Below are 413 nucleotides of genomic sequence, written 5' to 3' on the forward strand. Positions count from 1 at the left end.
GTGCTGGTCGGCGTGCTGGCCTCGGGCAACCTGGAAATCCTGCTGGAACCCGCTGCGCTGGAAGGCGCGATGACGGTGCGCATCATCACCGTCGCGAAGGGCTTCGGCAGCGTGTGGCAAGCGGTGATCAACGACTTCGCACAGCGTCATCCGCTACGCGACGTACGCATCTCGATCAACGATGCCGGTGCCACCCCGGCGGTGGTCAGCCTGCGCCTGGACCAAGCCGTGGAAACCCTGCGTGCTGGAGATCCACGATGAACCGGACGCAGCGCTACAGCTACTACGAAGCCGATGCGCGCGAGCGTATCGCCAGCCTGGTCGATGCCGGTTCCTTCAGGGAATTCCTCGGCCCGGCGCGGCGGATGATGAGCCCGCACTTGGCACAGCTCGACCAGCCCGCGGCGTTCGAC

At 66.1% G+C, this 413-nt stretch carries 1 protein-coding gene and 1 pseudogene; both read left to right on the forward strand.

What is annotated here, in order from left to right; all coding sequences use genetic code 11:
• Nucleotides 1-261, forward strand: a 261-nt coding sequence (gene mdcC / locus KDL01_RS47310; protein ID WP_212534333.1) for a malonate decarboxylase acyl carrier protein, incomplete at its 5' end; no start/stop codon positions are given.
• Nucleotides 258-413: pseudogene (locus tag KDL01_RS47315) on the forward strand (biotin-independent malonate decarboxylase subunit beta); the annotation flags it as partial. The gene mdcC and the pseudogene KDL01_RS47315, both read left to right, overlap by 4 nt.

Origin of the sequence: Actinospica durhamensis (genome assembly GCF_018139695.1) — a bacterium.
GTDB classification, from domain to species: Bacteria; Actinomycetota; Actinomycetes; order Streptomycetales; family Catenulisporaceae; genus Actinospica; species Actinospica durhamensis.